This window comes from Winogradskyella sp. A3E31 (assembly GCF_046720935.1).
Lineage (GTDB): Bacteria > Bacteroidota > Bacteroidia > Flavobacteriales > Flavobacteriaceae > Winogradskyella.
Genome location: NZ_JBHNWH010000005.1, coordinates 260,465 through 269,837, shown reverse-complemented (window position 1 = coordinate 269,837; position 9,373 = coordinate 260,465). Strand labels below are relative to the sequence as shown.

The 9,373-nt window shown below is 36.6% G+C and carries 6 protein-coding genes; 5 read left to right on the top strand and 1 reads right to left on the bottom strand.

What is annotated here, in order from left to right:
- The 5 genes from ACFEMA_RS08370 to ACFEMA_RS08350 all read left to right on the top strand — a co-directional run.
- Positions 1-2,082: T9SS type A sorting domain-containing protein (locus tag ACFEMA_RS08370; RefSeq protein ID WP_411767687.1), on the top strand; the 2,082-nt coding region annotated here is incomplete at its 5' end.
- Positions 2,083-2,261: 179 nt separating this feature from the next.
- Positions 2,262-3,356, top strand: coding sequence for a redox-regulated ATPase YchF (gene ychF / locus ACFEMA_RS08365; RefSeq protein ID WP_411767686.1), 1,095 nt, complete (start codon positions 2,262-2,264; stop codon positions 3,354-3,356).
- A gap of 137 nt (positions 3,357-3,493) precedes the next feature.
- On the top strand, positions 3,494-5,353 hold the full coding sequence (locus ACFEMA_RS08360) for a DNA topoisomerase IV subunit B (RefSeq protein ID WP_411767685.1): 1,860 nt from the start codon (positions 3,494-3,496) through the stop codon (positions 5,351-5,353).
- The gene (locus ACFEMA_RS08355) at positions 5,350-5,835 is read left to right on the top strand and encodes a hypothetical protein (RefSeq protein ID WP_411767684.1); all 486 of its coding nucleotides are present in this window, start codon (positions 5,350-5,352) and stop codon (positions 5,833-5,835) included. Before ACFEMA_RS08360 ends, ACFEMA_RS08355 begins: the two co-directional genes overlap by 4 nt.
- The gene (locus ACFEMA_RS08350; RefSeq protein ID WP_411767683.1) at positions 5,836-8,529 is read left to right on the top strand and encodes a DNA gyrase/topoisomerase IV subunit A; all 2,694 of its coding nucleotides are present in this window, start codon (positions 5,836-5,838) and stop codon (positions 8,527-8,529) included.
- 52 nt (positions 8,530-8,581) lie between these two features.
- Here ACFEMA_RS08350 and ACFEMA_RS08345 read toward each other — a convergent pair whose 3' ends face one another.
- Positions 8,582-9,370 carry a TerC family protein gene (locus ACFEMA_RS08345; protein WP_411767682.1) on the bottom strand — a complete coding sequence of 263 codons (789 nt, stop codon included), beginning with the start codon at positions 9,368-9,370 and terminating at the stop codon, positions 8,582-8,584.
- Between the last annotated feature and the right edge of the window lie 3 nt (positions 9,371-9,373).

Genomic DNA, 9,373 nt, shown 5'->3' with positions numbered 1-9,373 from the left:
AACGCTTACAGTGCTGCAGACGGTACGACGATTTGGGTTCGTAGCGAGAATGCTGACGACAATAGTTGTTACGGAACGGCTTCCTTTATGTTGACAGTCTACGACAACCCGGACTTTGATGTTATGGACTTGGAGGATTGTGAAGAAGGCGAGACAGGTTCTCAGACTTTTGATTTGACATCAGCTGTCACCAATGCAGATCCAGGAACAGTTACATATAGTGATGCAGATGGTGTAATAGCTAATCCGGCAGCATATAGTGCAGATATAGGTACTACAGAGATTACGGTAAGAATAGATAATGACAATGATGGTGATGAAGGCTGTTATACAGAGAAGACTTTTGATGTTGATGTCTATGCTAATCCTGACGTAGATGTTCAAATAGGTGATACTACCTTATGTGTAGTCGCAGGTGATATAACAACAGTTACAGCAGCTCCATTACCTCCAGGGTCTTATGACTATGTTTGGACGGTACCTGTTGGTTGGACCGATCCAAATGAAATTATAGTAGGTGATAACCCAGGCAATGTAGCTAGTTTTGATACAGGTCTTATAGGAGTCTATTCTGTGACTATAACGAATACGGTTACAGGCTGTACAGCAATGGGTTCTGGAACAATAAACCCAGTATTTGAACAAGTAGACCCAATATCATTTGAAGATGATTATTGTGCATCTGATGCACCTGCGACCTTATTTGTAGAAGGACCTGAAGGTGTCGATTTAGTATGGTACAAAGTTGTTGATGGCGAGAAAATTCTTGTTCCAGATGACGAGTTAGGGGAAAATGGATACCCACTTGCTCCAACAGTACCAGGTGAATATCTATTTATAGTAGAGCAAGCCATTGGTGACTGTGAAACCTCATCAGATGCTTTAAGTACAATTACTGTTAACCCTAATCCAGATTGTGATATTTCTGGTCCAACTGATGTGTGTGAAGATATTCAACAGACATACACCTATTCAGGAGGTTCTGAAAACGTCAGCTATTTATGGAGCATTTCTGGAGCTGGGGATATTGATACTGACCCAACAGCGAGTTCTGTAGATGTTACGGGAAATGGTGTTGGTAGTTATACACTTACATTAATGGTTACAGACAATGAAACTGGATGTACATCAACGTGTAATTACGAAGTAACAACTTATGATTGCTGTGACTCTGAAACAGCCTTTGGTTATGATAATGGAGGAAATCCAGGAACATCTAATATTTGTTTCTTAAGTGATGAAGCAGAAGATTTAGGATTAAATACTAACCGTTGGGGATGGACAATTGAAGGTCTTGATTTAGAGACTGACATTAGCGCGGACCCTGGAAATCAGTATAACTCATACACTTTTGAGCTTTATGCTGCCAATGGTAATTCTTGTGATCCAAATGAGGGTCCTGGTACCTTAGTCGGTGATGTTACAGTAACAAGAGTTGGAGATAATTTGGTTGCTACTTATGATGTTAGTGGTGCACCAGAAGGGTTTGATTATAAATTATATACAGGTCATTTTAATGCATCGTGTGATCCATTCCCTATAAAACGTAAAGGAAGAATGAGTGGAGGTGGTAATCCAAGATTTGGTGGAATTATCAATTATACAGTTGCGCCAGGTCAATATACAGAATCTGCTGACGGCAATGGAGGTGATACGGTAGTGATCGAAATTCCTGTATCCGAAATGGATGGGTGTTTAAATGATTTCTACGTCATTGCCCATGCTGAAGTTGATATTTGTACAACAGAGCCATTCCCTAATGATGTTGTTCGTATTGCTGATATTATAGAGGAAGAGCCAGTTGACGAAGTTCAATTGACAGGAGACTTTAATATGTATCCAATTCCGTTTAAAAATGAAATTAATGTACAATACAATTTCAACTATGATACGGATGTGAACATTTCAGTTTATGACCTTAAAGGAGTTATGGTTTACAGTAAGACCTTTAATGGATATAGTGCTGATACAAAAGGAAGTGCAACAATCGATATGTCAAGACAGAGCAATCAGATGTTCTTTGTAAAAGTGTCTACCAACCGAGACGTTCTTACAAAAACAGCAGTATCAGAAGGCAAGTAACCTTCCAACCATGCATTGATTAATAGCGAATTTTTGCACAAAGAAGGCAGTCATTTTTTATAAAAATGGCTGCCTTTGATTTTGGATAAAACTGAAATTCAGACAAAAATTAAAATAACAGGTAATTAAATAATGTATTCATGTAAATACTTACATTTGCACTCCAAAAATAGCCAAATATGAAAGCAGGAATTGTAGGACTGCCAAACGTAGGTAAGTCAACCTTATTTAATTGCTTGTCTAATGCAAAAGCGCAAAGTGCAAACTTCCCGTTTTGTACCATAGAACCTAACATTGGAGTTGTTAACGTCCCAGATCCAAGATTATCAAAATTGGAAGAATTGGTTAATCCTGAGAAAGTGATTCCAGCAACGGTTGAAATTGTTGATATCGCTGGATTGGTTAAAGGGGCAAGTAAAGGTGAAGGTCTTGGAAATCAATTTTTAGCTAATATTAGAGAAACGGATGCGATTCTTCATGTATTGAGATGTTTTGATAACGATAACATTGTCCATGTAGATGGTAGTATCAATCCTATCAGAGATAAGGAGACTATAGATATTGAGCTTCAGCTTAAAGATCTAGAAACTGCAGAGAAAAAGCTAGATAAGGTAAAACGTGCTGCTAAAACAGGTAATAAAGATGCTCAAAAGGAAGAATCTATTCTTTTAAAAATAAAAGAAGGTTTAGAAACAGGAACTTCGGTAAGAGCATTAGATTTCTCAGAAGATGATTATGAAGATTTTGTAAAACCGATGCAGTTTATTACAGATAAGCCAGTGATGTACGTGTGTAATGTTGATGAAGGTTCTGCCACAACTGGTAATGCTTATGTAGAAAAAGTCAGAGAAGCTGTTAAAGGTGAAAATGCTGAAGTTTTGGTGTTGGCGGTAGGTACTGAAGCAGATATCAATGAACTAGATGATTATGAAGAGCGTCAATTATTTTTGGCAGATATAGGACTTGATGAGCCTGGTTCAGCAAAGTTAATTAGATCTGCCTATACTTTATTAAACCAGCAAACCTACTTTACTGCAGGGGAAAAAGAAGTAAGAGCCTGGACAGTGGATGTCGGAGCAACAGCTCCACAAGCAGCAGGTGTAATCCATACAGACTTTGAAAAAGGGTTTATCCGAGCAGAAGTGATAGCTTATTCAGATTATGTCGCTTATGGAAGTGAAGCCAAAGTAAAAGAAGCAGGAAAAATGCGTGTTGAAGGCAAAAACTACATTGTTAAGGATGGAGATGTTATGCATTTCTTATTTAATGTATAGAAATATAATAAAACGCAACAGAAGCCAATGTTCTCAACAACATTGGCTTTTTTATTGTTAATTACTTTGCCAATTCGGGGTTTCATTTTTTATGGTATAGTATTATATTAGCCTCCCATCATAATTTCCTTAAATCTATGACACAGCAAACTAACTATACTGAAGAAAATATACGCTCGCTCGACTGGAAAGAACATATCCGTATGCGACCTGGTATGTATATAGGTAAGTTAGGTGATGGTTCTTCGGCCGATGATGGTATCTACATCCTGCTAAAAGAGGTTATAGATAACTCTATTGACGAGTTTGTCATGGGTGCTGGGAAGACTATTAAAATTTCCATTGTTGGTGATAAAGTCATAGTTAGGGATTATGGCCGTGGTATTCCACTAGGGAAGGTTGTTGATGTAGTGTCTAAAATGAATACCGGTGGAAAGTACGATTCAAAAGCCTTTAAAAAATCTGTAGGGCTAAATGGTGTCGGTACAAAAGCAGTAAACGCATTATCATCTTATTTTAGAGTAGAATCCACAAGAGACGGAAAATCAGCGTCCGCGGAATTTGAACAGGGTAACCTCACCAATGAAGAGCTATTAGGTGACACCTCTCGTCGAAAAGGAACAAAAGTCTCCTTTGTGCCCGACGATTCCATCTTTAAAAAGTTTAAATACCGAAACGAGTATATCGAAAGAATGCTCAAAAATTACGTGTATTTAAATCCAGGACTAACCATTTTATTTAATGGTGAAAAGTACTATAGTGAAAATGGATTAAAAGATTTATTGTCCGAAAATATCAATGCCTCGGACATGCTCTATCCCATTATCCATTTGAGAGGTAACGATATTGAAATTGCCATAACGCACAGTAAGACACAATATAGCGAAGAGTATCATTCTTTTGTCAATGGACAAAATACAACTCAGGGAGGAACGCATTTGTCAGCTTTTAGGGAAGGTATTGTAAAAACACTACGAGAATTTTACGGAAAAAACTATGACGCTTCGGATATTAGAAAATCTGTAGTATCTGCCATTGCCATAAAAGTGATGGAGCCTGTTTTTGAGAGTCAGACAAAAACAAAATTAGGATCTACCGATATGGGAGGGGATTTACCGACCGTTAGAACTTATATCAATGACTTTGTAAAAACATACCTTGATAATTTCCTGCATAAGAACCCTGAGATTGCGGATAAAATCCAGAAAAAAATCCTTCAAGCCGAACGTGAGCGAAAAGAATTGTCTGGTATTAGAAAGTTAGCTAAAGATCGTGCAAAAAAAGCAAGTCTTCATAATAAGAAATTACGTGATTGCCGTGTGCATTTTGGTGATACTAAAAATGAACGAAGTTTAGAAACAACGCTTTTCATTACAGAGGGTGATTCAGCATCAGGTAGTATTACAAAATCAAGAGATGTTAATACGCAGGCAGTTTTTAGTCTAAAGGGAAAACCACTTAATAGTTATGGGCTGTCTAAAAAAATAGTCTATGAGAATGAGGAATTTAATTTGCTTCAAGCTGCGTTAAATATTGAAGAATCTTTAGAGGACCTAAGATATAATAATGTTGTTATTGCAACGGATGCTGATGTCGACGGTATGCATATTCGATTGTTGCTAATTACATTTTTCTTGCAATTTTTTCCAGAGATTATAAAAGAAGGACATTTATATATTCTGCAAACCCCACTATTTAGGGTTAGAAATAAAAAAGAAACCATTTACTGTTACTCCGAACAAGAGCGTAAAGATGCCATTGAAAAATTAAAGCCTAAGCCAGAAATTACACGATTTAAAGGTCTTGGTGAGATTTCTCCTGATGAGTTTAAACATTTTATCGGTCCGGATATTCGTTTAGACCCTGTGATGTTAGATAAGGACATGTCCATTGAGGAGCTTTTATCTTTTTATATGGGAAAAAACACACCATCACGACAGGAGTTTATTATTGATAACCTAAAAGTAGAACTAGATATCGTTGAGGAAGACATATGAGAACTGATAATGAGAAGGTAAGAGGCATTATTGTTTCGGTATATTTTGTTCTTATTATTTTAGCAATAATATTGGCTACGGTATTTGGGGCATTCAGTGAATTATCCGAAAATCCAGCACTTACGTTTTCTATTATCTTTTTGGTCTTTGTAGCGTTATTGTTAATGGTTTATCTTATTTCAAGATATTTTGAATATGATAGTGACGGAGTTAAGGTTGTGGTGACAAATAAAGGGCTTTTGTTGGGTGATAGATTTAATTACCGAGAACATAAGATTGAGTTTTATAAAAAGAATCTTGTTGGATTCAAATTCAGAAATTATCTTATTTATAAGACTTTAAAACTATTGATAAGACATTCCAACGGAAAAACAAAAAAATATGTTTTTAATGTCACTTTGGTTCAAAAGAAAAAACGAAAGTATATTAAAAAATCCCTTCGTAAAATGCTTAGGGAAAATGCAAAGAACAATACTGAATAGATGAGTGAAGAAAATGACGACTTAATGAATGAGGACTTACCTTCTGAGGATTCTGGAAATCAGGAAACCATCACGAAGGTAACCGGTATGTACAAGGACTGGTTTTTAGACTATGCCTCCTATGTTATCTTAGAACGTGCTGTGCCTGCAATTGAAGATGGTTTTAAGCCTGTACAACGTCGTATTATGCATTCCATGAAGGATTTAGATGATGGGCGTTACAATAAAGTGGCTAATATCGTCGGACATACCATGCAATACCATCCACATGGTGATGCCAGTATTGCTGATGCCATGGTACAGATTGGTCAAAAAGATTTGTTAATCGATACACAAGGTAACTGGGGAAATATCCTGACTGGTGACAGAGCAGCAGCTTCACGTTATATTGAAGCACGAATCTCAAAGTTTGGACTAGACGTTGTTTTCAACCCAAAAATCACGGAATGGCAATTGTCTTATGACGGCAGGAGGAAGGAGCCTGTAAATCTTCCAGTAATGTTCCCATTGCTGCTTGCACAAGGAGGTGAAGGTATTGCCGTGGGCTTATCTACCAAGATTCTGCCTCATAACTTTATTGAATTGATAGATGCTTCCATTAAACACCTTAATGGAAAGCGGTTTAAACTAGTGCCAGATTTTCCTACTGGCGGTATCATTGATGTTTCAGATTACAACGATGGTAATAGAGGAGGAAAAATACGTTGTCGAGCAAGAATTTCAGCTAAAGACAAAAACACCTTGGTCATTACCGAGATTCCATATACTACAACAACATCTTCTTTAATAGACTCTATTTTAAAGGCTAACGATAAAGGGAAAATAAAAATTAAGAAAATAGAAGACAACACAGCTGCTGAAGTTGAAATTTTAGTACACTTGCCTTCAAATATTTCTCCAGATAAAACTATTGATGCATTATACGCATTCACCAGTTGTGAGACTTCCATTTCTCCCTTAGGTTGTGTTATTGAAGACAATAGGCCTTTGTTTATAGGGGTTTCTGAGATGTTACGTCGTTCAACAGATAATACGGTCGATCTTTTAAAACAAGAACTAGAAATTAAACTCGGTGAGTTTGAATCCCAATGGCATTTTGCATCATTAGAACGGATTTTTATCGAAAACAGAATCTACCGAGATATTGAAGAGGAGGAAACTTGGGAAGGAGTTATTAAAGCTATTGACAAAGGTCTTAAGCCGCATACTAAGCATTTAAAACGTGAGGTTACGACTGAAGACATTACAAGATTAACTGAAATACGGATTAAACGGATTTCAAAATTTGATATAGACAAAGCCCAACAAAAGATTGAAGCTTTAGAAGATCAGATTGCAGAAGTAAAGCACCATTTAGCGAACCTTATTAACTATGCCATAGCCTATTTTGAAAGGTTAAAAAAGGAATATGGTGAGGGCAAAGAACGTAAATCTGAAATAGGAATATTCGACGATGTTGATGCTACCAAGGTTGTGATAAGAAATACTAAGCTATACGTTAATCGTAAAGAAGGTTTTATAGGTACGTCTCTAAGACGTGATGAATATGTCTGTGATTGCAGTGATATCGATGATATTATTGTGTTTACCGAAGAAGGAAAAATGATGGTCACAAAAGTGGACTCAAAAACCTTTATCGGAAAAAATATTATACATGTGGCAGTCTTTAAGAAAAAAGACAAACGGACTATTTATAACATGATTTACCGCGATGGTAAAGGTGGTCCTTCGTATGTAAAACGATTTGCGGTAACTAGTGTTACCAGAGACCGGGAATACGATATGTGTAATGGAAGTAAAAACTCTGCCGTATATTATTTTTCTGCGAACCCTAACGGGGAAGCCGAAGTTGTTACTGTACTATTGCGACAGGTAGGAAGTATTAAAAAATTGAAATGGGATCTCGATTTTGCAGAAATCCTTATTAAAGGACGAGGCTCAAAAGGAAATCTGGTTACTAAATATTCTGTAAAACGTATAGAATTAAAAGAGAAAGGGGTTTCTACCCTAAAACCACGTAAGATATGGTTCGATGATACAGTACAACGTCTTAATGTTGATGGTAGAGGCGAGCTCATAGGCGAATTTAGAGGGGAAGACCGTCTATTAATTATTAATCAGTCGGGTATTGTAAAAACAATTACCCCTGAGCTGACAACGCATTTTAGTAGAGATATGATTGTTTTGGAGAAGTGGATTCCGAAAAAACCAATTTCTGCAATTTATTTCGATGGAGAGAAGGAGCGTTATTATGTAAAACGATTTTTAATTGAAAACGAAGGTAAAGAAGAACTGTTTATATCCGACCATCCTAATTCCCAATTAGAGGTCATCTCTACAGATTGGAAACCAATGGCAGAAGTTGAATTCACAAAGGAGCGTGGAAAAGATAGAAAGCCAAACATGGAGGTAAACCTTGAGGAGTTTATTGCGGTTAAAGGCATCACAGCGCTAGGTAACCAGCTAACTAAGGAAAAAGTCAATCAAATAAATGTATTGGACCCATTACCTTACGAAGCGCCAGAAACTAAACCAGCCCAGGATATTGAGGTCGTTGATGAGGAGTCAGTCTCCGGTGATGATGAAAAGCCTGTTGAAGTGGAGTTGGACCCTAAGCCAAAGCGTAGTGATAAGAATAAAGGTGATGATGATGACTCAGAAAGTAACGATAATGGCCAAGGATCTTTGTTTTAGCTTTGGTTATTGATAACTGCCATAAATAATGAAAGAGTTATTGATTAAAAAATCATTTATCCTTTTTACGAATCCGGTGATTCAAAAACTCTACCATTAAAGAAAAAGCAATCGCAAAATACAAATAGCCCTTTGGTATCTCGCCGACACTTTTTCCAAAGAATGTAAAGTCAGATAAATGGGCGGATTCCGTGATTAACATAAACCCTATCAATATTAAAAATGAAAGACCAAGCACTTGAATGCTAGGGTGCGTGTCTATAAACTCCCGAATTGGATTAGCAAATACAATCATTATAATAATAGAAATAACAACAGCAATTATCATAAGGATTAGAGTGTAATCGCTATTGGGATGCAAACCATTTGTCATTCCAACAGCCGTTAAAATAGAATCTACGGAAAAAATAAAATCAATAATAAGAATCTGCGTGATTGCTTTCTTAAGGGTAGAAATCTTTTTCTTTTTTATTGCATTTTCATCATGAGAAGGTGCTTCTACCTTTTCCCTGATTTCTGAAGTACTTTTGTAGATGAGGAACAAACCACCAAATAATAATATTAAGCCTTGCCAACTCACACCAACTTGAAGCCAATCCCAATCAATAGTATAAAACGGTTCTTTAAGACTAACCAGTAAGGACACAAAGAATAAAAGCACGACACGCTGAACCATGGCAAGGATAAGTCCGATGTTTGTGGCTTTAGAACGCTGGTGCTCGGGCAATTTATTTGCAGCAATAGATATAAAAACAATATTGTCTATGCCCAATATTATTTCTAGAAATGTTAAGGTTAACAATGCGATAATAGCATCACTGCTCAATAAAAATTCTAACATAAA

Excerpts from the sequence above, each read along its gene's own strand:
- ychF (WP_411767686.1), top strand. The coding sequence starts at position 2,262 with ATGAAAGCAGGAATTGTAGGACTGCCAAACGTAGGTAAGTCAACCTTA.
- ACFEMA_RS08360 (WP_411767685.1), top strand. The coding sequence starts at position 3,494 with ATGACACAGCAAACTAACTATACTGAAGAAAATATACGCTCGCTCGAC.
- ACFEMA_RS08355 (WP_411767684.1), top strand. The coding sequence starts at position 5,350 with ATGAGAACTGATAATGAGAAGGTAAGAGGCATTATTGTTTCGGTATAT.
- ACFEMA_RS08350 (WP_411767683.1), top strand. The coding sequence starts at position 5,836 with ATGAGTGAAGAAAATGACGACTTAATGAATGAGGACTTACCTTCTGAG.
- ACFEMA_RS08345 (WP_411767682.1), bottom strand. The coding sequence starts at position 9,370 with ATGTTAGAATTTTTATTGAGCAGTGATGCTATTATCGCATTGTTAACC.